The organism is Paracoccus solventivorans, assembly GCF_900142875.1.
Taxonomy (GTDB): domain Bacteria; phylum Pseudomonadota; class Alphaproteobacteria; order Rhodobacterales; family Rhodobacteraceae; genus Paracoccus; species Paracoccus solventivorans.
Genome location: NZ_FRCK01000005.1, coordinates 81,390 through 104,679, shown reverse-complemented (window position 1 = coordinate 104,679; position 23,290 = coordinate 81,390). Strand labels below are relative to the sequence as shown.

Annotated in this window: 19 protein-coding genes, 2 tRNA genes, 1 pseudogene and 1 riboswitch; of the genes and pseudogenes, 10 read left to right on the top strand and 12 right to left on the bottom strand. The window is 70.0% G+C overall.

Features of this window, described 5'->3' with window-relative positions; all coding sequences use genetic code 11:
- Window positions 1–52: 52 nt before the first annotated feature.
- On the bottom strand, window positions 53–1,393 hold the full coding sequence (locus BUB57_RS09490) for an ATP-binding protein (RefSeq protein ID WP_073065863.1): 1,341 nt from the start codon (window positions 1,391–1,393) through the stop codon (window positions 53–55).
- Window positions 1,394–1,453: 60 nt separating this feature from the next.
- Here BUB57_RS09490 and BUB57_RS09485 point away from each other — a divergent pair, with 60 nt between their 5' ends.
- Together BUB57_RS09485 and BUB57_RS09480 are read left to right on the top strand one after the other, a co-directional pair.
- Window positions 1,454–2,317: an MBL fold metallo-hydrolase gene (locus BUB57_RS09485; protein ID WP_073065860.1), complete on the top strand. Its 864-nt coding sequence runs from the start codon at window positions 1,454–1,456 to the stop codon at window positions 2,315–2,317.
- 79 nt (window positions 2,318–2,396) lie between these two features.
- A tRNA-Asn gene (locus BUB57_RS09480) sits at window positions 2,397–2,471 on the top strand.
- 484 nt (window positions 2,472–2,955) lie between these two features.
- On the opposite strand, the gene putA is transcribed toward BUB57_RS09480, so the two are convergent.
- Window positions 2,956–6,375, bottom strand: coding sequence for a bifunctional proline dehydrogenase/L-glutamate gamma-semialdehyde dehydrogenase PutA (gene putA, locus BUB57_RS09475; RefSeq protein WP_073065857.1), 3,420 nt, complete (start codon window positions 6,373–6,375; stop codon window positions 2,956–2,958).
- A gap of 109 nt (window positions 6,376–6,484) precedes the next feature.
- Between putA and BUB57_RS09470 the strand changes: the two genes are divergently transcribed.
- On the top strand, window positions 6,485–6,949 hold the full coding sequence (locus BUB57_RS09470) for an Lrp/AsnC family transcriptional regulator (protein ID WP_073066187.1): 465 nt from the start codon (window positions 6,485–6,487) through the stop codon (window positions 6,947–6,949).
- Between the two features lie 442 nt (window positions 6,950–7,391).
- Here BUB57_RS09470 and BUB57_RS09465 read toward each other — a convergent pair.
- From BUB57_RS09465 to phaC, 4 genes are all read right to left on the bottom strand, one after another.
- Window positions 7,392–7,481 (bottom strand) — tRNA-Ser (locus BUB57_RS09465).
- 39 nt (window positions 7,482–7,520) lie between these two features.
- Window positions 7,521–8,204: a polyhydroxyalkanoate synthesis repressor PhaR gene (phaR, locus tag BUB57_RS09460; protein ID WP_073066184.1), complete on the bottom strand. Its 684-nt coding sequence runs from the start codon at window positions 8,202–8,204 to the stop codon at window positions 7,521–7,523.
- A 136-nt stretch (window positions 8,205–8,340) separates the two neighbouring features.
- Entirely contained in the window at window positions 8,341–8,817 is a 477-nt protein-coding gene (locus tag BUB57_RS09455) for a Phasin (RefSeq protein ID WP_073066180.1), read from the bottom strand.
- Between the two features lie 205 nt (window positions 8,818–9,022).
- Entirely contained in the window at window positions 9,023–10,921 is a 1,899-nt protein-coding gene (gene phaC / locus BUB57_RS09450) for a class I poly(R)-hydroxyalkanoic acid synthase (protein WP_234952029.1), read from the bottom strand.
- A gap of 729 nt (window positions 10,922–11,650) precedes the next feature.
- Between phaC and phaZ the strand changes: the two genes are divergently transcribed.
- On the top strand, window positions 11,651–13,000 hold the full coding sequence (gene phaZ / locus BUB57_RS09445) for a polyhydroxyalkanoate depolymerase (RefSeq protein WP_073065853.1): 1,350 nt from the start codon (window positions 11,651–11,653) through the stop codon (window positions 12,998–13,000).
- Between the two features lie 80 nt (window positions 13,001–13,080).
- On the opposite strand, the gene BUB57_RS09440 is transcribed toward phaZ, so the two are convergent.
- A complete protein-coding gene (locus BUB57_RS09440) occupies window positions 13,081–13,770 on the bottom strand; it encodes a metal-dependent hydrolase (protein WP_073065850.1) in 690 nt (229 codons plus the stop codon).
- 93 nt (window positions 13,771–13,863) lie between these two features.
- On the opposite strand from BUB57_RS09440, the gene gatC reads away from it, so the two are divergent.
- The 6 genes and pseudogenes from gatC to BUB57_RS09410 all read left to right on the top strand — a co-directional run bounded on the left by gatC (window position 13,864) and on the right by BUB57_RS09410 (window position 18,358).
- Entirely contained in the window at window positions 13,864–14,151 is a 288-nt protein-coding gene (gene gatC / locus BUB57_RS09435; protein ID WP_073065847.1) for an Asp-tRNA(Asn)/Glu-tRNA(Gln) amidotransferase subunit GatC, read from the top strand.
- Window positions 14,148–15,626 (top strand): Asp-tRNA(Asn)/Glu-tRNA(Gln) amidotransferase subunit GatA, encoded by a 1,479-nt coding sequence (gene gatA, locus BUB57_RS09430; protein WP_073065844.1) that lies wholly within the window; start codon window positions 14,148–14,150, stop codon window positions 15,624–15,626. Before gatC ends, gatA begins: the two co-directional genes overlap by 4 nt.
- Window positions 15,627–15,669: 43 nt before the next feature.
- A complete protein-coding gene (locus tag BUB57_RS09425) occupies window positions 15,670–16,284 on the top strand; it encodes a hypothetical protein (protein WP_073065841.1) in 615 nt (204 codons plus the stop codon).
- Window positions 16,284–16,943, top strand: a pseudogene (locus BUB57_RS17095) (N-acetylmuramoyl-L-alanine amidase); the annotation flags it as partial. The gene BUB57_RS09425 and the pseudogene BUB57_RS17095, both read left to right, overlap by 1 nt.
- On the top strand, window positions 16,926–17,294 hold the full coding sequence (locus BUB57_RS17090; RefSeq protein WP_234952033.1) for a DUF952 domain-containing protein: 369 nt from the start codon (window positions 16,926–16,928) through the stop codon (window positions 17,292–17,294). The pseudogene BUB57_RS17095 and the gene BUB57_RS17090, both read left to right, overlap by 18 nt.
- On the top strand, window positions 17,294–18,358 hold the full coding sequence (locus tag BUB57_RS09410; RefSeq protein WP_073065838.1) for a quinone-dependent dihydroorotate dehydrogenase: 1,065 nt from the start codon (window positions 17,294–17,296) through the stop codon (window positions 18,356–18,358). The genes BUB57_RS17090 and BUB57_RS09410 overlap by 1 nt, the downstream gene beginning before the upstream one ends.
- Before the next feature lie 5 nt (window positions 18,359–18,363).
- On the opposite strand, the gene cysE is transcribed toward BUB57_RS09410, so the two are convergent.
- From cysE to cobM, 5 genes are all read right to left on the bottom strand, one after another.
- Complete coding sequence (gene cysE / locus BUB57_RS09405) at window positions 18,364–19,185, bottom strand: serine O-acetyltransferase (protein WP_143159689.1); 822 nt, start codon at window positions 19,183–19,185, stop codon at window positions 18,364–18,366.
- A gap of 84 nt (window positions 19,186–19,269) precedes the next feature.
- Window positions 19,270–20,010 (bottom strand): precorrin-6A synthase (deacetylating), encoded by a 741-nt coding sequence (gene cobF, locus BUB57_RS09400; protein WP_073065831.1) that lies wholly within the window; start codon window positions 20,008–20,010, stop codon window positions 19,270–19,272.
- A 51-nt stretch (window positions 20,011–20,061) separates the two neighbouring features.
- The gene (locus tag BUB57_RS09395; protein WP_073065828.1) at window positions 20,062–20,739 is read right to left on the bottom strand and encodes an energy-coupling factor ABC transporter permease; all 678 of its coding nucleotides are present in this window, start codon (window positions 20,737–20,739) and stop codon (window positions 20,062–20,064) included.
- A gap of 68 nt (window positions 20,740–20,807) precedes the next feature.
- A riboswitch (cobalamin riboswitch) is annotated at window positions 20,808–20,997 on the bottom strand.
- Between the two features lie 55 nt (window positions 20,998–21,052).
- On the bottom strand, window positions 21,053–22,366 hold the full coding sequence (locus BUB57_RS09390; protein ID WP_073065824.1) for a cobyrinic acid a,c-diamide synthase CobB: 1,314 nt from the start codon (window positions 22,364–22,366) through the stop codon (window positions 21,053–21,055).
- Window positions 22,363–23,136 carry a precorrin-4 C(11)-methyltransferase gene (gene cobM, locus BUB57_RS09385; RefSeq protein WP_073065821.1) on the bottom strand — a complete coding sequence of 258 codons (774 nt, stop codon included), beginning with the start codon at window positions 23,134–23,136 and terminating at the stop codon, window positions 22,363–22,365. The genes BUB57_RS09390 and cobM overlap by 4 nt, the downstream gene beginning before the upstream one ends.
- Window positions 23,137–23,290 lie beyond the last annotated feature (154 nt).

Sequence of the window (23,290 nt, the reverse complement as noted above, 5' to 3'; positions counted from 1 at the left end):
GCCCCGGGATATTCACACGGAAGAAGGGGGCGGGCAGAGGAAGCGAGCCGGATTACCGCGGAAGCACGATTTCCGCCTTGAGCCCGCCCAGCCGGGCGCTGTCGCCCAGCCGCAGCTCGCCGCCATGGGCGCGGGCGATGTCGGCGGCGATGGCCAGCCCCAGCCCCGCCCCCTGCCCCTGGTTGCGGCTGCGCGCCGAATCGAGCCGCACGAAGGGGCGCAGCGCCTCCTCGCGCCGTTCGGGCGGGATGCCGGGGCCGTCGTCCTCGACCGTCACCGCAAAGCTGCGCGGGGTCAGCCGGGCGGCGATCTCGACCTTTGTGCCGTGGCGCACGGCATTGGCGATCAGGTTCTCGATGGCGCGGCGCAACGCCTGCACGCGGACCACCAGCTGCCCGCCCCCGGCGCCGGTCTGGAAATCGGCCAGCCGCACGAGATGGCCGCCGCGCTGCGCATCGGCGACGATCTCGTCCAGGAACTCGCGTGCCTCGACGGCTTCGGGGGCGCCGTCCTGCGCCTCGGCGCGGGCGTGGTCCAGAAACGCGTCGATCATCGCCCCCATCTCGGCCACGTCGCGTTCCATCGCCGCGATCTCGTCGGGGTCCGGGGGCAGGTCGGGCGACAGCATCGACAGCCCCAGCCGCAGCCTGGTCAGCGGCGTGCGCAGGTCGTGGCTGATCCCGGTCAGCATCAGCTTGCGCTGTTCGTTCTGCCGCTCGATCCGCGCGCGCATCTCGACGAAGGCGCGGCCGGCGCTGCGCACCTCGATGGCGCCGGCGGGGCGATAGGGGGTGACCTCGCCGCGCCCGTAGGCCTCGGCCGCCAGCGCCAGCCGCCGGATCGGGCGCAGCTGGTTGCGCAGGAACACCGTCGCGATCGCCGTCATCAGCAGCGAGGTTCCCAGCATCAGCACCAGCAGCTGATGCGGGTTCGAGGCGGTCAGCCGCCGCCGCGGCAACTCCAGCACGAAGGGGCGTTCGCCGCCGACCAGCACCCGCACCTGCCGCACCTGCCACAGGTCGACCGCAACCACCTGCGGCAGCTGCCGGTGCATTTCCGAGATCACTACCCGCCCCGAGAAATCATAAGACTGCCGCCCCTCGGTCACCGGCGCGGCCGGGGGCAGCTCCAGCGTCAGCCCCAGCGGCGCGGCAATGGCGGCGCCGGCGCTGCTTGCCGCGGCGTCGTCGGGGGCGGCCTGCACGCGTTCCGCCACCAGCGCGATCTCGGCCGCGGCCGATTCGACCATCTGCCGCGTCACCCCTTCGAAATGGCGCTGCAGGAACATCACCGTCACCACCAGCGTGACCGCGACCACCGGCAGGAACAGGATCAGCGCCGCCCGCCCGTAAAGCCCGCGAGGGAAGAACCGCTTCAGCCAGCCGAAATCCATGCGCCCTCCCCTGCCCGGCTGCCGCTTGCACCGGCTCGCGCGCCGGTCCAGCCTAGTGCGATGAGTGACGCAGCGAAAGTGCGGGTCGTGCTGGCCCCGAATCCCTCGGCCATGACCGGCCCCGGCACCAACAGCTTCCTGATCGGGGAACGCGAGGTCGCGGTGATCGACCCCGGCCCCGACGACCCCGCCCATATCGACGCGATTCTCGAGCTGGCCGAGGGGCGGATCTCGCATATCCTGGTCACCCACGCGCATCTGGACCACAGCGCCGGGGTGGCGCGGCTGGCGCAGGCGACGCGGGCGCCGGTGTTCGCCTTCGGCGCCGCCGATTCGGGGCGCTCGCCCACCATGGCGCGGCTGGCCGAGACCGGGCTGACCGGGGGCGAGGGCGTCGATGCCGGGTTCCGCCCCGACATCGAGCTGCGCCACGGCGAAGAGCTGCGCTCCTCCGACTGGACGCTGCAGGCGCTGCATACACCGGGCCACATGGGCGGGCATCTGAGCTTCCGCCTGGGCGACGCGATCTTCTGCGGCGATCTGGTGATGGGGTGGAGCACCTCGCTGATTTCCCCGCCCGAGGGCGATCTGGTGGATTATTTCCGCTCGCTCGACCTGCTGGCGCGGCTGGCGCCGCGGGTGCTCTACCCCGCACACGGCGACCCGATCACCGCCCCCCTGCCCCGGCTGGAGGAACTGGCCGCCCACCGCCGCCTGCGCTCGGCCCAGATCCTGGCCGCGCTGGACGCCGGCCCCGGCACCGCCGCCCAACTGGCCGCCCGCATCTACACCATCCCCGCGCATCTGATGCCCGCGGCCGAGCGCAACGTGCTGGCGCATCTGCTGGCCCTGGCCGACCTGGGCGCAGTCGCCGGCAACGGGCCGGTGCGGGCCGATCTGCGCTGGCAGCGGGCGGGCGGATGACCTTGTCGCCAACCGATGCAAAAATCTGCCCGCCCCCTCTGGACGCCCCTGAATCCGGGTGCTAAATGCCCCCTCGTGTTCCGGCGTAGCTCAGCGGTAGAGCAGTTGACTGTTAATCAATTGGTCGTAGGTTCGATCCCTACCGCCGGAGCCAAAAATCCCGCAAGTGGCTCATGTGACTGACGGTCCTCTCTGAGGCCGTTGGTGTGATCTAGACTGTAGTAACGCGCCGGTTGTGGCTCGCTGCAGCTCGCCCCCGATATTTCAGTGTAGCTTGCCACTGTAGCGTGCCATCGAAATTTGCAGAGTCTGTCACCAATATTTGCAGCACGACGGTTTTGACGTTGCGCTGTTGAACGCCGCTTGAATGGTTCGTTCAAGCGCCGGGTGGGCATCAGCTGCTCGGTCGCATAGCTAGCCCAACTGTCCGTCGATCCAGTCGATGCGGGCAGTTACCCAATCGAGTAGTCGTAGGCGGTGATCGCCGCGCTCGGCCAGCTTCATGTCGTAGCCCGATGAAATCGACTATCGAAAGATATCCGGTTGCATCGGATGGCGCGGGATACGGGCTGCGGCGTGCCCATATCCGCGAGATAAGGGGCGGCAATTCGGGGGCCATTTGCGGCCCCCGCGCCTGTTCAGCCGGCCAGCAGCGCGGCGTTGCCGCCGGCGGCGGTGGTGTCCACGCACAGGTGGCGCTCATGCGCGACATGGGCGAGGTCGGGCACCGCGGTCACCAACTGCACGATCTCGCCCTCGCGCGCGGCCAGCGCCCTTGCATAGGCGCGGCCCTGCCCCTCGTCGCCCCACCACAGCACGGCAGAGAGCTGCGGCAGCCGGGTCAGCGCCTCGGGCGGCAGGTCGCCGTCGGCGCCGACGGCCTGCCCGCCAAGCGCCTCGACCGCAGCCACCTGCGCGGCCACCGCCTCGGCTCCCGGACCAAGGCACAGCAGCGGCGGCCGGCTGTGCGCGGTCAGGCGGTTCAGCTCTCCGGTCGGGCCGGGCATCAGCCGTTCGTCGATCTTGCGCGGCGCGGCCGCGGCCAGCGCCGCACGCAGCCGCGCCTCGTCGGCCTGCCCCCGCCAGCGTCCGGCCGGGACCGATTGCATGGTGGGCGCAAGGAAGCGCGGCACATAGCGCGGCCCGCCGGCCTTGGGGCCGGTGCCCGACAGTCCCTCGCCGCCGAACGGCTGGCTGCCCACCACCGCGCCGATCTGGTTGCGGTTGACGTAGATATTGCCGACGCGGATCGCGTCCGAGACCTCTTGCACGCGGCTGTCGATGCGGGTGTGCAGCCCGAAGGTCAGGCCGAAGCCGCGGGCGTTGATGTCGGCGATCACCTGCTCCAGCTGGTCGCCCCGGAAGGTGGCGACATGCAGCACCGGGCCGAAGATCTCACGCTCCAGATCACCGATGCCCGACACTTTCAGCAGCGTCGGCGGGATGAACCAGCCCTGCGCGGGCACCGCCAGCCGGTGCAGCAGGCGATTGGCATTGGCGGCGATATAATCGGCGATCTCGTCGCGCGCGCCGGGGTCGATCACCGGGCCGACGTCGGTGGACAGGTGCCACGGGTCGCCCACCTGCAGCTCGTCCATCGCGCCCCGGATCATCTCGATCAGATGCGGGGCAATGTCCTCCTGCACATAGAGGCAGCGCAGCGCCGAACAGCGCTGCCCGGCCGAGCGGAAGGCCGAGTTCACGATGTCGCGCACCGCCTGTTCCGGCAGGGCGGTGGAGTCGACGATCATCGCATTGAGCCCGCCGGTTTCCGCGATCAGCGGCGTGCCGGGGGCAAGGTTTCCGGCCATGGTCTGCGTGATGGTCTGTGCGGTCGCGGTCGAGCCGGTAAAGACCAGCCCCGCCACCCGCGGGTCCGAGCTCAGCGCCGTGCCGACCACGCGGCCGGCCCCGGGCAGCAGCTGCAGAGCAGCTTTCGGCACCCCGGCCTGGTGCAGCAGCCCCACGGCATAGGCGGCGACGACCGGCGTATGCTCGGCCGGCTTGGCGATGACGGCATTGCCCGCCATCAGCGCCGCCGCGATCTGGCCGGTGAAGATCGCCAGCGGGAAGTTCCACGGGCTGATCGCGCCGATGATGCCGCGCGGGGCCTCGGCGCGGGCCTCGCCCTCGGCGGCGTAATAGCGCAGGAAATCCACCGCCTCGCGCAGTTCCGCCACCGCATCGGGCAGCGCCTTGCCCCCTTCTCGCGCGAGGATGCCGAAGATCGGGCCGTAATGCTGCTCGTAAAGATCGGCGGCGCGGCGCAGCACCGCGGCCCGTTCCGACGGCGGCGCGTCCCAGATGCGGGCGTCGTCGATGGCGCGGGCGGTGGTCTCGGCATCGACCATCAGCACCTGCGCGATGCTGTCGCCGGTGGCCGGGTTGAACACATCCTGCATCTTGCCGGTGGGCGCCGAGACGGTCAGCGGCATCGCATCCGGGATCGTCCCCTCGCGGGCGGCATCGATCCTTTCCAGCGTCTGTTCATCGCTGAGGTCGAAGCCGGTCGAGTTCCTGCGCGTGTCCCCGAACAGCGCCGCGGGCGCCAGCAGCGCGCGCGGCGGCCGCGCGGTCTCCAGCGCCTCGAACGGGTCGCGGGCGACCTCATCGGGGGTGATGGCTTCGTCCACGATCTGGTTCACGAAGCTGCTGTTCGCCCCGTTTTCCAGCAGCCGCCGCACCAGATAGGCCAGCAGGTCGCGATGCGCACCGACCGGCGCATAGATGCGGCAGCGGGAGTTGTGGTCGCGCAGCACGATGTCGTGCAGCCGCTCGCCCATGCCGTGCAGGCGCTGGAACTCATAGCGGATACCGCCCGCCATTTCGAGGATCGCGGCGACGGTATGGGCGTTGTGGGTGGCGAATTGCGGATAGATGCGGTCGGCATAGCCGATCAGCTTGCGGGCGCTGGCGATATAGCTGACATCGGTCGCCACCTTGGTGGCGAACAGCGGAAAGCCCGGGAAGCCCTCGACCTGGGCGCGCTTGATCTCGGTATCCCAATAGGCGCCCTTGACCAGTCGCACCATGATGCGGCGGTCCTCGCGCTCGGCCAGCGCGTGCAGCCAGTCGATGGTCTGGCCCGCGCGCTTGCCGTAAGCCTGAACCACCACCCCGAACCCGTCCCAGCCGGCCAGCGAGGGGTCGGACAGCACCGCCTCGATCACCTTCAGCGAGATCACCAGCCGGTCCTGTTCCTCGGCATCGATGTTCATCCCCATGCCGGCGGCCTTGGCCTGCCGCGCCAGCTTCAGCACCACCGGCACCAGCTCGGCCATCACCCGGGATTCCTGCGCCACCTCGTAGCGCGGATGCAACGCCGAGAGCTTGATCGAGATGCCGGGATTGTCCTCGACCGAGCCATGGGTGCAGGCTTGCGCGATCGCGGCGATGGCATCGGAATAGGCGCGGTCGTAGCGGGCGGCGTCGGCCCCGGTCATCGCCGCCTCGCCCAGCATGTCGTAGCTGTAGGTGAAGCCCTGCGCCTCGCGCTTGGCCGCGCGTTCCAGCGCGCCCTCGATGGTCTGGCCCAGCACGAACTGCCGGCCCATCTCCTTCATGGCGCGGCTGACGGCGGTGCGGATCACCGGCTCGCCCAGACGGCGCACGGCGCGGCGCAGCGTCCCCGCAATCCCGGCCTGATCGTCGTCCAGCACCTTGCCGGTCAGCATTAGGGCCCAGGTCGAGGCGTTGACCAGCGACGAGGACGCCTCGCCCAGATGCCGGCCCCAGTCCGAGGGCGCGATCTTGTCCTCGATCAGCGCGTCGATGGTCTGGCGGTCGGGTACGCGCAGCATCGCCTCGGCCAGGCACATCAGCGCCACGCCTTCGCGGGTGGACAGCCCGTATTCGGCCAGGAAATGCTCCATCATCGTCGGCCGTGCCTCGGCGCGGATGCGGCGGACAAGCTCGGCGGCGCGGGCCGAGATGGCGTGGCGCTGGCCGGGGTCCAGCTGCGCCTGCGCGGCCAGCGTGGCCAGCAATTCCGCCTCGTCGGCAAATTTCGCCTGGGTGGTGAACGCATCAAGGGTGGTCGCGGGGTTGACAGCGCTCATGCCGGTCTCCTTATTCGATGGGACGGGTCTATCAGATTTGGCCTGGGCGTTTCGCCCAAAGATGCCCGTCCAGACAGTCCAAGCGAACAAAATCGGGGTCTTCGGCAGCATGAGCGTGACACTGGATGCACAGGACCGCAAAATCCTTGCCGCCCTGACCCGGAACGCGCGAATCCCGGTTGCCGAGCTGGCGCGGCAGGTCGGGCTGTCCAAGACCCCGGTCGCCGCAAGGATCCGGCACCTGGAAGAGATCGGCCTGATCACCGGCTACCGCGCCATCCTGTCGCCGCTGAAGCTGGGGCTGACCCACGTGACCTATGTCGAGGTCAGCATGCACGACACCCGCGAACAGGCGCTGCAACAGTTCAACGCCGCCGTCCGGGCGATCCCCGAGGTCGAGGAATGCTACATGATCGCCGGCGGCTGCGACTATCTGATCAAGGTCCGCTCACGCGACATGGCCGATTTCCGCCGCATCCTGGCCGAGAAGATCTCGGTCCTGCCCCATATCAGCAACACCTCGAGCCACGTCTCGATGGAGGCGGTGGTCGAGCAGAACTTTCGTCTGGATTGAAGAGGTTGGCGGGGGTGATCTAGTGAGGGTTTTCTCAGTTGCCCTCCGGCTTGATTGCGAACGCCGAGGCTGATTGACGGCAGGCAGGGCGCAATCCCTTTGATTCATCGAAGATTTTCCGGCGACTTCAAGGGACGCGTCCCCGGTAAGGTTTAGCCCAGGCAGGAAGCACCGCCTCACCCTGTCGCGTCTCCATTCGGGGCGGAACGATGCCGGAACCGGCGAAGCCGGAGCACAGAACATGTTCTGACATCCCATTGAAAATCATGATTTCTCATACCTCGCCTCGCCGAAAGCGAAGGGATGAAAAGACGGCGGACCTTCAAGGCCCGATTTCGCACCGGCGGCCGGTCTCCGAAGGAAGGAAGGTTCCAGCAAACCCTTTTGGCACATAAAGAAAAGGCCCCGCAAGGGACCTGTTTTCGGGTTTGCAATGTGCAAGTGGCGGAGCGAGAGGGATTCGAACCCTCGAGACGGTTCCCCGCCTACACACTTTCCAGGCGTGCGCCTTCGACCACTCGGCCACCGCTCCGTGGGATGGCGTGTAGCGCGGGGGCGCGGCCGCTGCAAGTCAGAGCTTCGAGATCCGCGCCTGAAGTTCGGCGAGCTGGCGGCGGATCTCTTCGGCCTCGGAGGCGGTCGGCGCGGCGGCGTCCCGGGGGGGCGCGGCGGGGCGGGGCTTGCGGGGGGCGCGGGCGGGGTCGGCGGGCTCGGCGGCGGGCTTGCGGGGGGCAGAGGCGGCGGGTTCGGCATCGTCGGAATCGTCGGGGGCCGGGCCGCTGCTGCCGGTCCAGCCGCCCATCATCGCGCGCAGGAACATCTGCTGGTGGCGCTGCATTTCCGAAAACCCGGGCATCGAGGCCATCGGGTGCTGCAACGCGGAAAGCTGTTCCAGCATCTGCGACTGGCCGTTGCGCAGCATCTCGAAACTCGCCTCGAGGAACTGCGGCACCACCGATTGCGCCTGCGCGGTGTAGCTGCGCACCAGGTCGGTCAGCAGGTCCACCGGCAGCACGTTCTCGCCCCGGCTTTCGTGCTCGGCGATGATCTGCAGCAGATATTGCCGGGTCAGGTCGTCGCCCGAGCGCAGGTCGACGATGCGGACCTCGCGGCCCTCGCGGATCACCCGGGCGATCTCGTCCAGGGTGATGTAGTCGCTGGTCTCGGTATTGTAGAGCCGGCGGCTGGCGTAGCGCTTGATCAGCAGCGGCTCGGCCGGGGCGGATGCGGGGGCCGTGGCGGGTTCGGGGGACATGGTCGCTTCGCTCTGTTGCATTTGCAGCAATGATGCGGCCCCGACCCCGCGATTGCAAAAGAAAAAACGCGCGCCAGCAAAGGGCGCGCGTTCCGATGGCAGGGACCGCGTGGCGCGGCCCCGGCGTGGCAGGTGCTCAGACCTTGGGGGCCTTGCTGGCGGCGGCGCCGGCGGCGTCCTGCACCTGGCGGGCGGCTTTCTGCACGTTGTCGCTGGCGGCCTGCGCCATGCGCTGCGCGTCGGCCTGAACGTCCTTGCTGGCGTTCAGCAGCAGATCGACGGTGTCCATCTGCACTTTCTTGGCGACTTCGGCATAGGCGGCCATGTGCTCGGCGGCCAGCTCGGCCGCGGCCGAGGCAAAGTCGGACATCGCCTTGGCATAGTCCGAGGGCTGCTCTTTCGAGGTGGTCAGCTCGCCCATGCGCGACAGCGTGTCCTTGGCCCAGGCGGCCGAGATCTCGGTCGAACGCTCGGCGGCCTGCAGGGCGACGCGGGTCATCCGCTCGCTCAGCGCGGACTGCGAGCGGAAGGCTTCGGTCAGCGACGAGGTGTCGACGGGGAAGTTGGCCAGCATGTCCTGGAACGGCTTGGTGAAATCGGGGGTCTTCGCCATGGGTATCTCCTGCGGGTCAGTGGCGCGGATTCGGCGCGGGTTGATGCCCATAAGAATAGATGCTGCACCGCAGCATTGCAATCCTCGCGTGAAAATTTCCTGCTGCGGTGCAGCAAAAATCCGCCGATGCCGCAGCCCTTTGACGACGCTGCGAAAAAGGGGGCGCAACCTTGCACGCCGCGCCCCCGGGAACCGTCGGACCCCCTCAGGCCATTTCCAGCACATAGGTGCCGGGCGCAGGGGCCAGCGATTCCCGCGGCGCCCGGGCCGGGACCATCGGGCCCGAGTGGCGGGCCAGCCACTCCTCCCAGTGATGCCACCAGCTGCCCTCGTGATAGGTGGCGCCGTCGCGCCAGTCCTGCGGGCTGCCTTCGAACCCGGCGTCCGAGATGTAATGCCCGTATTTGATCCGCCCCGGCGGGTTCACGATCCCGGCGATATGGCCCGATTCCGACAGGATGAAGCTCTTGTCGCGCGACCCCATCCGGGCCACGCCCTTCCAGCTGTGCAGCCAGGGCGCGATATGGTCGCCCTCGCAGGCGACGGCGCACAGCGGCAGCGTCACCTCGGACAGATGCACCCGGTGGCCGAGGATCTCGAACCCGTCCTCGACCAGCGCATTTTCCTGGCACAGCTGGCGCAGATATTGCGTCACCATGCGCCCGGGCAGGTTGGTGCCGTCGCCGTTCCAGTAGAGCAGGTCGAAGGCGGGCGGGGTTTCCCCCAGCATGTAGCTGCGGATCGCCGGGCCCCAGATCAGGTCGTTGGCGCGCAGGAAGCTGAAGGTGCGCTGCATCAGCCGCGCCGACAGATAGCCGGTGCGGGCCACCTCGTCCTCGATGCCGCCGACGAAATCGTCCTGCAGGAAGGTGGTGAACTCGCCCTGGTCGGAAAAATCGGTCAGCGTGGTCAGGAAGGTCGCCGATTTCACCCGGTCGTCGCCGCGCTGCTTCAGCAGCGCCAGCGTCGCCGACAGGGTGGTGCCGGCGATGCAATAGCCGACCGCGTTCAGCTGCCGCTCGCCGGTCAGCTCGCGCACCACGTCCATCGCCTCGAGATAGGCCGAGACGTAATCGTCCATCGCCACGTCGGCATAGGTGGAATCGGGGTTCTTCCACGACACCACGAACAGCGTGTAGCCTTGGTCGACCAGCCAGCGCAGCAGGCTGTTCTGCGGCTTGAGGTCGAGGATGTAGTATTTGTTGATCCACGGCGGGAACACGATCAGGGGCGTCTGGTGGACCTGCGCGGTGCTGGGGGTGAACTGGATCAGCTCGAACAGCCGCGAACGGTGGACCACCTCGCCGGGGGTGGTGCCGATGTTGGCGCCGACCTTGAACGCCTCGCGGTCGGCCAGCGTCACGATCAGCTCGCCGCCGCTGGTTTCCACGTCGCGCACCAGGTTCTCCAGCCCCTGCACCAGGCTTTCGCCCTCGGTCTCCAGCGCCTTGAGCAGCGCGTCGGGGTTGGTGGCCAGGAAATTGGTGGGGGCGAGCATGTCGATCATCTGGCGGGTGAACCAGTCGACGCGGCGGCGCTCGGTCTCGCCCTCGATCTCCAGATCCTCGGCGGCCTTGCGCAGCGCCTCGGCGTTGATCTGATACTGGCGCATGACGAAATTGTAGAACGGGTTCGTCTGCCACAGCGGGTTCTTGAAGCGACGGTCGGCGGGGGCGTCGGGGCTGCCGGGCTGGAAGCCCTGCGCGAACGCCCCCTGCGCCTCGGCGACGTGACGCAGCGTCTCGCCCCAGTAGCGGACCTGCTGCTCGATCAGCCGCGCGGGCTGCTCGGTGGCCAGCTTCAGCCACGCCTGCGCGACCGAGCCGTAAAGCTCGGGGCCCGGCCCCTCGACCCCGGGGGGATAGACCGGCCGCGTGGCGAGCGAGCGCATCAGCCGGTGGCCCAGCGTCTCGATCCGCGCGATGTTTTCCGCCAGCCGGTCGGAAAGCCCGGGGGTGGTCAGCGGGTTGGCGGGGTCGAGCGGGGCGGCGGCGGAAGGCGCCTCAGCGGCCGCAGCTTGCGGCGCAGGCTGCGGCACGAGCGGCTGCTCGGGTTGCGGCTCTGCGGCCTTGCGCGTGCGGGGCTTCGCGGTGGGCTCGGCCATCGCTGCGGCGGCTTGCGGCTGCTCGGGTTGTGGCGCTGCGGCCGAAGCCGCGGCCTTGCGAGACGCCCGCGGCTTCGGCGTGGTCTCGGCCACGGCGGCTTCCGGCTGCGCCGGTTGCGCCGCTGCGGCCTTGCGCGTGCGGGGCTTCGCCGGGGCCTCTGCCGACGCTGCGCCGGCGGCTTTCGCCTTCCGCGCCGCCGGTTTCCGGGTCACCGGCGCATCCGCCGCCCTGCCGCCCTCCGTTGCGGGATTCGGGCGCGGTGCGGCCTCGCCCTGCCCCGTCCCCGCGTCCGCCGTCCCTGCTGCCCTGCGGCCCCGCCCTGCCCCGGCGCTGCCCCTGCCCCGGCGCGGCGCCGGGCTGTCGTCCTGTTCCATCGTCGAATCACCTTTTTGAATTATCTCGGCTTTCCCGGCTGCAGCCGGGTCGGTCGCGCCTGCCTGCTGCGGCACCGCGTCGCTGCCCGCGGCCCGGCGCCGTGTCCGCCGTGCCACGGTCTCCGCCCCCTCACCCGCGGCCGCCGCCTGCGGGGAGGCTGCTGCATCTGCAACGATTGCGCCCGGTTCTGCCGGGATTTCGCCGGTCTGACGCGATGTCGCCGGGTCCTTCTCGTGCCGAATCCTTGCCATGGCGTCGCCTCCCCCTAAGTAATGATTCTCATTAACACCTGCTTGACGAAACTCGTAAACCCGACATTACACGTTGGGGGAGGGTTCTGTAGGAGTGCGGTAATGGTTTTCAGTGGCTATCGCGGAATGGTGTCCTATGACGCCATCGAAACGATGCGTAACACCAACGAATGGATGGGGGCCTCGGCCCGCGCCATCGCATCCTATCCCATGTTCGCCCTCATGCCGACGCCGCTGTTCAAGCTGATGAGCGCATGGGGCCGGGTGACCGAGCGCAGCTTTGCCCGCATGGTCATCAAGCCGGACTGGGACATTCCCGCCATTCCCGGCGACAGCGGCCAGGACCACCTGGTCTATGTCGAGCCGGCGCTGCGCCGCCCGTTTGGCGACCTGGTGCATTTCCGCGTCGCCCGGCGCGAGCCGATGGCGCGCCGCGTGCTGCTGGTCGCGCCGATGTCGGGGCATTACGCGACGCTGCTGCGCTCGACCGTGACCTCGCTGCTGCCCGATTGCGACGTGTGGATCACCGACTGGCACAATGCCCGCGACATCCCGGTCAGCGACGGCAAGTTCGACGTCGAGGACTACACCAGCTATCTGGTGGATTTCATGCGCCACCTGGGGCCGGACCTGCATGTGATCGCGGTCTGCCAGCCCGCGCCGCTGGCGCTGGCCGCCACCGCCCTGCTGGCCGAGGCCGACCCCGCGGCCCAGCCTCGCACCCTGACGCTGATCGGCGGCCCGATCGACCCCGACGCCGCCGCCACCGAGGTCACCGATTTCGGCAACCGCGTCACCATGGGCGAGCTCGAGCATCTGTTCATCCAGCAAGTCGGCTTCAAATACCGCGGCGCCGGCCGCATGGTCTATCCGGGGCTGGCGCAGCTGGCCTCGTTCATCGCGATGAACGCCGACACCCACCGCCGCGCCTTCGTGGACAAGATCGTGGCCGAGGCCGCGGGCGAGGGCTCGGTCGACGACAAGCACTACAAGTTCTATGACGAATATCTGGCGGTCATGGACATGACGGCCGAGTTCTACCTTTCGACCGTCGAGCGCATCTTCAAGAAGCTCGAGATCGCCCGCAACGACTTCCGCGTGAATGGCCGCAAGGCCGACATCGGCAAGATCCGCGACGTGGCAGTGATGACGGTCGAGGGCGCCAAGGACGACATCTCGGCCCCCGGGCAATGCGTGGCAGCCCTGTCGCTGTGCAGCGGCGTGCCCGCGGCGAAAAAGGCCCAGCATCTCGAGGAGGGCGCCGGGCATTACGGCATCTTCGCCGGGAAAAGCTGGCGGCTGAACATCCGGCCGCTGGTGCTTGATTTCATGGACGAGCACTCGGGCGAGCCGCAAGAGCTGCCGCGCAAGAAGCGCAAGCGCGGGACCGAGGGCGTCACCGGCGTCTCGAGCTTCGGCCCGGATACCGACGACAGCAAGATCGCGGTCTGAGCGCCGCAGCCCCCGCTGCAAGTCACGAAAAAGCCCCGGCACCGCCGGGGCTTTTGCCGTTCCGCCGCCGCGCCGCGCCGCTACAGCTCGACCGTCTCCATCACCTTCGGGGTCAGCACCTGCACCCCCGGCAGCGCCCGGCGCATCACCTCGGGGTCCTGCCGGATCGGCGGGAAGGTGTCGTAGTGGCACGGGATCACGGTCTTGAAGTCGAAATAGCGTTTCGCCGCCCAGGCCGCGCGTTCCATGTCCATGGTGAAATGCCCGCCCGCCGCCAGGATCCCGATCTCGGGGCGGTGCAGTTCCCCCATCCATTCCATATCGGCCATGATGTCGGTATCACCCGAGACATAGATCGTGCGCCCCTCGCCCCGGATCATGTAGCCGGATTCGTGGCCCGCATAGACCGGCCGCCCCTCGACCGTCAGGGACGAGGAATGGGTCGCGTTCACCATGGTCACCGCCGCCCCGTTCAGCTCCACCGTGCCGCCCTTGTTGAAGCCGATGGCGGTGATGCCGTGCTGCGATTCCCACCAGCTCAGCAGGTCGTAGATGCCGACCAGCGGCAGCCCCTCGCGCGCCAGCGCCAGCGCCTCGCCGGTGTGGTCGGAATGGCCGTGGGTCAGCAGCACATGGGTGGCGCCGGCAATGGCCTCGGCGCGCCGTTCCTCGGGGAACACCGGGTTTCCGGTCAGCCACGGGTCGATCAGGATCACCGCGCCCTCGATCTCCAGTCGAAAGCCGGCATGGCCCAGCCAGGTCAGTTTCATCGCGCTTCTCCACTAATCTTCGGGAACGCTAGCGCGGCTTGCAGGGCAGGTCCACGGGCGGTAAACGCGGGGCAATCGAAAGGAACACCCGCAATGTCGATTTCAGAGACCGAGGCCCGCAAGGTCGCGCAGCTCGCGCGGATCGCGGTCGCGGACGAGGCGCTGCCCGCGCTGGCATCCGAACTCAGCCACATGCTGCAATTCATGGCGCAGTTGTCCGAGGTCGATGTGACCGGCGTCGAGCCGATGACCGGGGTCGAAAAGATGCGGCTGAAGCGGCGCGAGGACGTGGTCACCGACGGCAACATGGCCGAGGCGGTGCTGAAGAATGCGCCCGACGCGCGCGAGGGGTTCTTTGCCGTGCCGAAGGTGGTGGAATGAGCCTGAACCGACTGACCATCGCCGACGCCCGCGACCGCCTGCGCAAGGGCGAGATCACCGCCGTCGAGCTGACCGACGCCTGCCTGGCCGCGATCGAGGATGCCGGCGCGCTGAACGCATTCGTGCACAACACCGCCGACATCGCCCGCCAGCAGGCGGCGGCGGCGGATGCGCGGTTGCAGGCGGGCGATGCGCCCGCGATGTGCGGGATTCCGCTGGGAATCAAGGACCTGTTCTGCACCAAGGGGGTGCCGACCCAAGCCGCCAGCCGCATCCTGCAGGGCTTCCTGCCCGAATATGAATCGACCGCGACGCAGAACCTGTTCGACGCCGGTGCGGTGATGCTGGGCAAGCTGAACATGGACGAATTCGCCATGGGCTCGACTAACGAGACCAGCGTCTATGGCCCCGCGGTGAACCCGTGGCGGCTGGGCGAGCAGCAGCTGACGCCGGGCGGCTCGTCCGGCGGCTCGGCGGCGGCGGTGGCGGCGGATCTGTGCCTGGCCGCGACCGGCACCGACACCGGCGGCTCGATCCGCCAGCCCGCGGCGTTCACCGGCACGGTCGGGCTCAAGCCGACCTACGGGCGGGTGTCGCGCTGGGGGATCGTGGCCTTTGCCTCGTCGCTGGACCAGGCTGGGCCGATGACCAAGACCGTGCGCGACGCGGCGATCATGCTGGGCGCCATGGCCTCGGTCGACCCCAGGGATTCGACCAGCGCCGACCGCCCGGTCCCGGATTATGAAGCCGCGCTGACCGGGGACATCCGCGGCAAGAAAATCGGCATTCCCCGCGAATACCGCGTCGACGGGATGCCGGCCGAGATCGAGGCGCTGTGGCAGCAGGGCATCGCCATGCTGCGCGACGCCGGTGCCGAGATCGTGGACATCAGCCTGCCGCATACGCAATACGCGCTGCCCACCTATTACGTGATCGGCCCGGCCGAGGCGTCCTCGAACCTCGCCCGCTACGACGGGGTGCGCTATGGCCACCGCGCGCGGCTGGGTGCCGGCGACGGCATCAACGAGATGTACGAAAACACCCGCGCCGAGGGTTTCGGCGCCGAGGTGCAGCGCCGGGTGATGATCGGCACCTATGTGCTGTCGGCGGGGTTCTACGACGCCTATTACAACCGCGCCCGCAAGGTCCGCGCCCTGATCAAGCGCGACTTCGACGAGGCGTTCGCGGCGGGGATCGACACGATCCTGACCCCGGCGACGCCCTCGGCCGCCTTCCCGCTGGGAACCATGCACGCGGTCGATCCGGTGCAGATGTATCTGAACGACGTGTTCACGGTGACGGTGAACCTGGCCGGGCTGCCGGCGCTGGCGCTGCCCGCGGGCCTCGATTCGCAGGGGCTGCCGCTGGGGCTGCAACTGATCGGGCGGCCCTGGGACGAGGGCGGGCTGCTCAACCACGCCGCGGTGCTGGAACGCGCCGCGGGCTTTGTCGCCAAACCCGAACGCTGGTGGTAGGCTGAGCCCACGCACCCGCCCGGCCACCCGAGGAGAGAGCCCGATGCGCGCCAAGACCCTGATCCCCCTCGTCGCGATCCCGCTGCTCGCGCTGGCGGGCTGTGCCGAGAACAGCGGTTGGAACCCCAACTACCAGGCGGGGGCCAGCAATTACGGCAATTACCTGCGCGCGCGGGAAATGGCGCTGACCGGGCGGGTCGAGGCGCCGCCGCAGGTGGTCCCGGTCGCCCTGCCCGCCCGCGCACCCACGGCGGCGGAAATCGCCGGCGCATCGGCGGTGCGCACCACCGCCGCGCCGCAGGCGCAGCCGCGCCGGGTGCGGCTGCGCGGCGCCCCCGCCATCGACCCGGTGCCCGGGGATGCGGTGGTGGTGACCACCGCCGTCGCCGCCCCCGCGGCTGCCCCGGCCCCGGCGCCGCAGCCTGCCCGCCGCCGCGCGCCCTCGGCCCAGCCGGCGGCGGTGACCGCGACGGTGCTGCCGGGCTCGGTCAAGCCGCTTTACGCCCGCACCATCCGGGTCGGCGGCGACTGCACCGCCTATGCCACCCCGCGCGCCGCGCAGGCCGAGTTCACCGCCCGCGGCGGCCCAGAGCGCGACCCGCTGGGGCTGGACCCGGACGGCGACGGCAACGCCTGCGGCTATCGCCCCGGGATGTGATGACGCCCCGGGACGTGACGGCGCCCGCCTCGCCGAACCACTCGGCCCGCCGCGGCAGGCTGACGCCGGCGCTGATCGTGATCCACTATACCGGCATGGGCTCGCTGTCCGACGCCCGCGCGCGGCTGTGCGATCCGGCGGCAGAGGTCTCGGCCCACTGGCTGATCGCCCCCGACGGCACCACCGAGGCGCTGGTCCCTGAGAACCTGCGCGCCTGGCACGCCGGCGCCGGCAGCTGGCGCGGGATGGACGACATCAACTCGCGCTCGATCGGGATCGAGCTGCACAACCCCGGCGACCGCCCGTTTCCGCAGCCGCAGATGCAGGCGCTCGAGGCGCTGCTGCCCGCGATCATGGCGCGCTGGAACATCCCTGCGCAGGGGGTAATTGCCCATTCCGACATGGCGCCCGACCGCAAGGCCGACCCCGGCCCGCGCTTCGACTGGGGGCGGCTGGCGCGTCAGGGGCTGGCGCTGGCACCCCATGGCCTGCCCGAGCCGCCCGGCCCGCTGCCGCCGATGCTGGACCGCATCGGCTATCCGCCCTGCGACGAGGGCGCGCGGCTAGCGGCGTTCCGGCTGCGCTTCTGCCCGTGGAACCGCGGCCCGGAAAGCGAGCTCGACCGCCGCGCCGCCGCCGGGGTGCTGGCCGCCCTGCCCGCGCCCGAATCCACGCTGCCGGTCTACAAGGTGCTGCGCGCGGATGAATGGGCGGTGCTGCAGGCGCAGGGCGAGACCGCCGGCGCCCCGGTCGATCTGGCCGACGGCTATGTGCATCTGTCCACCGCCGCGCAGCTGCCCGAAACGCTGGGCAAGCATTTCGCGGGCGGACACGGGCTGCAGCTGCTGGCCTGCGACGCCGCCGCGCTTGGCCCGGCGCTGCGCTGGGAACCCTCGCGCAAGGGCGCGCTGTTTCCCCATCTTTACCGCCCCCTGCGGCTGGCCGACTTGATGTGGCACCGCCCGCTGCCCCTTGGCCCCGACGGCCACCACCAGACCGGAGATCTCTGATGTCCCTGATCGAGCAAGCGGGCCGCGCCGCCCTGTTCCGGCTGGACCCCGAACGCGCCCATGACCTGTCGATCCGGGCGCTGGAAATGGGGCTGGTGCCATTGCCGGGGCGGGCGTTCACATCAGAGCTTCTGGCGACCACGCTGGCTGGGATGGCGCTGCCGAACCCGGTCGGGCTCGCCGCCGGCTACGACAAGAACGCCCGCGTGGTCGCACCGCTGACCCGCGCCGGTTTCGGCTTTGTCGAGGTCGGCGCCGCCACCCCGCGCCCGCAGCCGGGCAACCCGAAACCGCGGCTGTTCCGCCTGGCCGAGGACCGCGCGATCATCAACCGCTTCGGCTTCAACAACGAGGGGGCGGAGGCGATCTGCGCCCGTCTGGCGGCGCGGCCCCGCGGCCCGGTGCCGGTCGGGCTGAACATCGGCGCCAACAAGGACAGCGCCGACCGCGCCGCGGATTTCGCCCATGTCGCCAGCCTTGCTGCAGGGGCGGCGGATTTCCTGACCATCAACGTCAGCTCCCCCAACACCGAAAAGCTGCGCGACCTGCAGGGGGCGCGGGCGCTTGCGGCGCTGATCCGCGGCGTGCTGGATGCGCGCGACGCATCAGACGCGCGGCCTCCGGTGTTCGTCAAGATCGCCCCGGACCTGGACGAGGCCGCGCTGGCGGAACTGGCGGCGGTGCTGCGCGACAGCGGCATCGACGGCGCCATCGCCACCAACACCACCCTGACCCGCGACGGGCTGGCATCGCGCCACGCGGGCGAGACCGGCGGGCTGTCCGGCGCCCCGCTGTTCAGGCTGTCGACAAGGATCCTCGCCCGGCTCTACCGGCATCTGGACGGGAAACTGCCGATCATCGGGGTCGGCGGCGTCGGATCGGTGGATGAGGCATGGACCAAGATCGAGGCTGGCGCTTCAGTCGTCCAGATCTACAGCGCGCTGATCTATCAGGGGTTTTCGCTGGCCGACCGCATCGCGCGCGGGCTGGATGCGCGGCTCAGGTCCGAAAACACCACGCTTTCGGCGCTGACCGGCAGCGCCGCCGACCGCTGGGCGGCCTGAGAGCCTTAGACGATCCCCTCCAGCCCGATGATCTGCTCCATCGTGTCGGATGGCGTGTCGCAGCCCGCGTCGCCCACGATCCGCGCCGGTACCCCGGCCACGGTCTTGCAGGGCGGAATATCGGTCAGCACCACCGAGCCCGCCGCCACCCGGCTGTGATGGCCGACCGAGATATTGCCCAGCACCTTGGCGCCGGCGCCGATCATCACCCCCTCGCCGATCTTGGGGTGGCGGTCGCCGTCCTCTTTCCCCGTGCCGCCCAGCGTCACCGAATGCAGCATCGACACATTGTCGCCGACCACCGCGGTTTCGCCGATCACGATGGAATGGGCGTGGTCGATCATCACCCCGGTGCCGATCCGCGCGGCCGGGTGGATATCGACGCCGAACACCTCGGAACAGCGCATCTGCACGAAATACGCCATGTCGCGGCGGTCGTTGTCCCAAAGCCAGTGGCCGATGCGATAGGCTTGCAGCGCCTGGAACCCCTTGAAGAACAGCATCGGCTGCATCAGCCGGTGGCAGGCGGGGTCGCGTTCATAGACGGCGCGCAAATCGGCCTCGGCCGCGCGTTCCAAGGCCGGGCTGCGGCGATGGGCGTCGTCGGCGATCTCGCGCAGGATCTGCTCGCTCATCTCGCCCGAGGCGAGCTTCAGCGAGAACCGATAGGCCAGCGCGGCGCGAAAGTTCTGGTGGTGCAGCAGCCCGGCGTGGATCAGCGCCCCTAGCAGCGGCTCGGCCTGCACGGCGGCGGCGGCCTCGGCCTGGATATGCGGCCAGAGGTCGCCGGCCGGGACTGCGGGTTTCCTGAAAGCCTGAGCGTCCATGTCTCCATCCATGCCGCGGCTCCTTCTGGGGTCATTGCCCCTCATCTAGGGCAGACGGCGGGCGACCGAAAGGCTTCTGCCGCGTCAGGGGCCGGAATCAGGGTGCCGGGCCAGCAGATAGATGTCCATCACCCAGCCGTGGCGGGCGCGGGCTTCGGCGCGGGCGGAGATGATACGGGGACCGGCCTCGGCCAGCGGGCCATGGTCCAGCAGCTGCCGCGCCATCCCGACGCAGGCGCCCCACCAGATGTGGACGCCGGCCGGGTCCAGCAGGCGGAACGCGCAATCCCCGTCCAGCATCACCGCCACCCGGTCGGCGCCCGGCGGCCAGCCGTGGTCGCGCAGCTGCCGGCCGGTGGTGATGACCACCGGGCGGCCCAGATCGTTCAGCGGGATCCCATGCGCCGCGGTCAGCGCCTGCAGCGCGGTGATGCCGGGCACCACGCGGACAAGCGGCGCCGGGCGCAGCCGCGCCGCGATCCGCAGGGTGGAATCGTAAAGCGAGGGGTCGCCCCAGACCAGCAGCGCCACCCGCCCCGTGCCGGGGGGAATGGCCGCGGCCCAGGCGGCGGCCAGCGCGTCGTGCCAGTCCTCGACCCCCGCCAGATAGCCCGCATCCGCGCGCCGCGCGGGCACGGCAAAGCGCCCGCGCAGGACCGCGGGCGCCACCGCGTCGCAGATCGCGTCGCGCAGGGCGGCAAGCTCGGCCTTGTCCTCGCCCTTGTCGGGGATCAGCACCAGATCGGCCGAGCGCAGCGCGGCTTCCGCCTCGCGCGTCAGGTGATCGGGGTTGCCGGTGCCGATGCCGATCAGCAGCAGCTCCATACCCGCCTCATTGGAAATGGCGCGGCCCGCCAAAGGCCGCGCCGTTGAGGTTCAGGCCGCGTGATGCAGCCGCCGCGTGACCAGCGCCGAGCCGCGCAGGCCGCGCAGCGATTTCGCCGCCGCCAGCACCGCCAGATCGGCCAGCGGCTCGATCACAATCACCAGCATGTAGGCGGCGCCGAAACTGCCGATCGCGGCCAGCGTGCCGACCGACAGCCCCTGCCCGTAAAGCACCCAGAACGCCACCCAGGCGACCACGCCCGCCTGATAGGCGGTCGACAGCGCCAGCGCCTGCCCGTAGCGCAGGTCGACATAGGGGGTACCCGGCGCGATGATGCGCCGCGCTAAGGCCTCGATCCCGAACAGCGGCACCAGCAGCGTGGTCAGGTTCATCCCGAATTGCGGCAGGTCGAAGGGGGCGAAGAACAGCCCCTGCACCAGCAGCCCCAGCCCCAGCCCGATCGCCGCTGGCGCCGCCCCGAACAGCAGCAGCAGCGTCGAGCCGAGGATGAAATGCACCTCGCTGACGCCGACCGGGAAATGCGGCAGCACCTCGAAAAAGGTGAAGACGGCGGCGGTGGCCAGCCCGCTGCGCAGCAACAGCGAGCCGACGCCCTGTTCGCGGATCGCATTGAGCGCCATCCAGCCCGCATAGCCCGCGGCGCCCGCGGCGGTCGCGTAGCTCAGCACGATCTTGGCGGCGTCGACGACGCCCGGTTCGATATGCATGTATCCCTCCTGCCCGTCATCCCCGACGGCAATGTGGTTGGTTGGGGCGCGGAATGCCCCGGGGCTTTGACGGCAGGTCTCCTGACTCGCGGGTCGGGGCCGGTCCCCTGGCCTTCCCGGCCTTGGGGCCAGTGGCGCAATCGGGGGCGGCTCGCCGCTTACAGTTGCGGGGGCAGTCGCGGGTTTGGCGCCTGATGGCTACACCTCACCGCGTTCCCTTTTCATCCCCGTGCGGTTTTTCCGGCTTGGGGAACCGTCTGTTGCGATGTGCCAGCATGGGCGGGTTGCGTCAAGGATCGCTGGCCCCCAAAGACTAACTGGCCGCAGCGATGAGGTGAAAGAACGTCCCGGTGACATTCCCGCGGCGCGAGCCGGTGCCGGGCAGTTCCACCCCCGTCGCGTCCCGCACCAGCGCCAGCGCCGCGTCGGGCTGGGCGGTGGTGGTGGCATAATGGAACTCATGCCCGCGCAGCCGCATCCCCGGCGGGTGGCCGGGCATCGGCCCGCGCAGCTCGGCCAGCCGGTAGCCCAGGTTCATCCGGCGCTTCGCAAAGCTGGTTTCCAGCCCCAGCAGCCCGGCCATGCGGTGCCGCGTCCCGTCCGCCGCCACCAGCCCCTGCCCCAGCACCATGTAGCCGCCGCATTCGCCATGCACCGTGCGGGTGGCCGCGAAATCCGCCAGCGCGCGGCGGAAATTGCCGGCCGCCGCCAGCCGCCCGGCGTGAAGCTCGGGGTAGCCGCCCGGCAGCCAGCAGACATCGGCGGCAGCGTCCGGCCCCTGATCGGCCAGGGGTGAGAACGTCACCACCTCGGCCCCCGCCGCGCGCCAGCCGGCCAGCAGATGTGGGTAGACAAAGGAAAACGCCGCATCCCGCGCCAGGGCGATGCGCTGCCCGGGGGGCGTGACCGGCAGGGGCGCGGCGGGGGGCAGAATGCCGCTTGCCGCCGCCCTTATCGCGGCCAGATCGCAATGCGCGGCGATGAACTCGGCCAGCGCGTCGATGCGTGCGGTCAGGTCCGACTGCTCCTCGGCCTGCACCAGCCCCAGATGCCGCTCGGGCAGTTCCAGATCGGGGCGGCGGGGCAGCGCCCCCAGCACGGTGATGCCCGCCTGCGCCATGCCGTCGCGCACCAGCGCCTCGTGGCGGCCTGAGGCGACGCGGTTCAGCACCACCCCCGCCAGTTGCAGATCGGGGCGCAGCCGCGCGAACCCCAGCGCGGTCGCCGCCGCCGATTGCGCCTGTCCCGAGACATCCAGCACCAGCAGCACCGGCCAGCCGGTCAGCACCGCCAGCTCGGCGCCGCTGCCGGTGCCGGCCTCGCCCGGCAACGCCACCCCGTCGAAAAGCCCCATCGAGCCCTCGGCGATCGCCAGATCCGCATCCGCCGCATCGCCGACCAGCCCGGCGATGCGCGGCGCCGACATCGCCCAGCTGTCAAGGTTGAAGGACTGCCGCCCGGTCGCCGCGGCATGAAACCCGGGGTCGATATAGTCGGGGCCGTTCTTGAAGGGCTGCACCGCCAGCCCCTGCCCGCGAAACGCCGCCATCAGCCCCAGCGCCACGGTGGTCTTGCCGGTCCCGGATGCGGGCGCGGCGACGATCAGCCCAGGGGTCGCCGCGCTCATTCCGGGAACCTCGGGGCAGCGCCCACGGGACGGAAACGGCGGTCGTAATCGCCCGCGTAAAGCCGGCTTTCGGCGAAACCTTCCTGCGCCAGCGCCGGGCCGACCAGGATCAGCCCGGTGCGTTCGCCCATCCCCAGCGTCGGGTCCAGCGTCGCCAGCGTGGCGCGGATGATGCGCTGGTCGGGCCAGCTGGCGCGCAACACCACCGCCACCGGGCAATCGCCGCCGTAATGCGGCGTCAGCTCGGCGATCACCCGCTCCAGCACATGCACCGACAGATGGATGGCCAGCGTCGCCCCGGTGGCGGCGAAAGCGGCCAAGGTCTCGCCCTCGGGCATGGCCGAGGCCCGCCCCGAGGTCCGCGTCAGCACTAGCGACTGCGCAACGCCCGGCAGGGTCAGTTCCGCCCCCAGCGCGGCAGCGGCGGCCGCGAAAGAGGGCACGCCGGGCGTCACGTCATAGGGGATTCCCAGCGCGCGCAGGCGCCGCAGCTGCTCGCCCATCGCCGACCACACCGACAGGTCGCCCGAATGCAGCCGCGCCACATCATGCCCGGCCGCATGGGCGGCAGCGATCTCGGCAATGATCTCGTCCAGCGACAGCGGCGCGGTGTTCACGATCCGCGCGCCCGGCGGGCAATGCTCCAGCAGCGCCTGCGGCACCAGCGACCCGGCATAGAGGCAGACCGGCGAGCCCGCGATCAGGTCGCGCCCGCGCAGGGTGATGAGGTCGGCAGCACCGGGGCCGGCGCCGATGAAATGGACGGTCATTCGTGGGTTCCTGTCTGGGCGATGGCGCGGCGGTCTGGCCCGCCGGGACTTGCAGCGATGGGATGGGCGATCATGCCGAGGCTCTGGGCCGGGCGAAGAAGCAGATGGCGCAGGTGGCACCGCGGTCGGGCCAGAGGGCGCGAGGGGCCATGAC

Bases quoted from the DNA above. Each gene is read 5' to 3' on its own strand.
- phaZ (WP_073065853.1), top strand. From the start codon at position 11,651: ATGGTTTTCAGTGGCTATCGCGGAATGGTGTCCTATGACGCCATCGAA.
- BUB57_RS09485 (WP_073065860.1), top strand. From the start codon at position 1,454: ATGAGTGACGCAGCGAAAGTGCGGGTCGTGCTGGCCCCGAATCCCTCG.
- putA (WP_073065857.1), bottom strand. From the start codon at position 6,375: ATGAGCGCTGTCAACCCCGCGACCACCCTTGATGCGTTCACCACCCAG.
- BUB57_RS09440 (WP_073065850.1), bottom strand. From the start codon at position 13,770: ATGAAACTGACCTGGCTGGGCCATGCCGGCTTTCGACTGGAGATCGAG.
- cysE (WP_143159689.1), bottom strand. From the start codon at position 19,185: ATGGACGCTCAGGCTTTCAGGAAACCCGCAGTCCCGGCCGGCGACCTC.
- BUB57_RS09425 (WP_073065841.1), top strand. From the start codon at position 15,670: ATGCGCGCCAAGACCCTGATCCCCCTCGTCGCGATCCCGCTGCTCGCG.
- BUB57_RS09470 (WP_073066187.1), top strand. From the start codon at position 6,485: ATGAGCGTGACACTGGATGCACAGGACCGCAAAATCCTTGCCGCCCTG.
- BUB57_RS09490 (WP_073065863.1), bottom strand. From the start codon at position 1,393: ATGGATTTCGGCTGGCTGAAGCGGTTCTTCCCTCGCGGGCTTTACGGG.
- BUB57_RS09455 (WP_073066180.1), bottom strand. From the start codon at position 8,817: ATGGCGAAGACCCCCGATTTCACCAAGCCGTTCCAGGACATGCTGGCC.
- cobM (WP_073065821.1), bottom strand. From the start codon at position 23,136: ATGACCGTCCATTTCATCGGCGCCGGCCCCGGTGCTGCCGACCTCATC.
- BUB57_RS09390 (WP_073065824.1), bottom strand. From the start codon at position 22,366: ATGAGCGCGGCGACCCCTGGGCTGATCGTCGCCGCGCCCGCATCCGGG.
- phaR (WP_073066184.1), bottom strand. From the start codon at position 8,204: ATGTCCCCCGAACCCGCCACGGCCCCCGCATCCGCCCCGGCCGAGCCG.
- gatA (WP_073065844.1), top strand. From the start codon at position 14,148: ATGAGCCTGAACCGACTGACCATCGCCGACGCCCGCGACCGCCTGCGC.
- gatC (WP_073065847.1), top strand. From the start codon at position 13,864: ATGTCGATTTCAGAGACCGAGGCCCGCAAGGTCGCGCAGCTCGCGCGG.
- BUB57_RS09410 (WP_073065838.1), top strand. From the start codon at position 17,294: ATGTCCCTGATCGAGCAAGCGGGCCGCGCCGCCCTGTTCCGGCTGGAC.
- BUB57_RS09395 (WP_073065828.1), bottom strand. From the start codon at position 20,739: ATGCATATCGAACCGGGCGTCGTCGACGCCGCCAAGATCGTGCTGAGC.
- phaC (WP_234952029.1), bottom strand. From the start codon at position 10,921: ATGGCCGAGCCCACCGCGAAGCCCCGCACGCGCAAGGCCGCAGAGCCG.
- cobF (WP_073065831.1), bottom strand. From the start codon at position 20,010: ATGGAGCTGCTGCTGATCGGCATCGGCACCGGCAACCCCGATCACCTG.